The 309-nt window shown below is 65.4% G+C and carries 1 pseudogene; it reads right to left on the bottom strand.

What is annotated here, in order from left to right:
- Positions 1–143: 143 nt before the first annotated feature.
- Positions 144–227: pseudogene (locus tag FHK92_RS27840) on the bottom strand (hypothetical protein); the annotation flags it as partial.
- Between the last annotated feature and the right edge of the window lie 82 nt (positions 228–309).

The following is a 309-nucleotide window of genomic DNA, read 5'->3' as shown; positions in this document are numbered from 1 at the left end:
ACCCACTGTGGCGAGGGAGCTTGCTCCCGCTGGAGGCGCAGCCTCCCCTTGCGGTGTGCCAGGTAGAATCTGGGGGCTGCTGCGCAGCCCAGCGGGAGCAAGCTCCCTCGCCACGGAAAGCGCTTCGGTCAGGAAAAGCTCCATCACAACCTTGGCGCCGAGACTTGATCGAGCAATCGCCCCAGCACCTGATCCACTGAAAGCCCCTCGATGTCCAGCCCCGGCGATGCCCAACGCTCGCAAGGCGCCCAGGACAGTGCCGACGGGCAGCAGAATGGCGGGCCAGATCAAGAGCAGGTGCGAAGGCTT

It is taken from the genome of Pseudomonas brassicacearum subsp. neoaurantiaca, assembly GCF_013608025.1.
GTDB lineage: Bacteria > Pseudomonadota > Gammaproteobacteria > Pseudomonadales > Pseudomonadaceae > Aquipseudomonas.
This window is presented reverse-complemented; position numbering and strand designations above follow the sequence as displayed.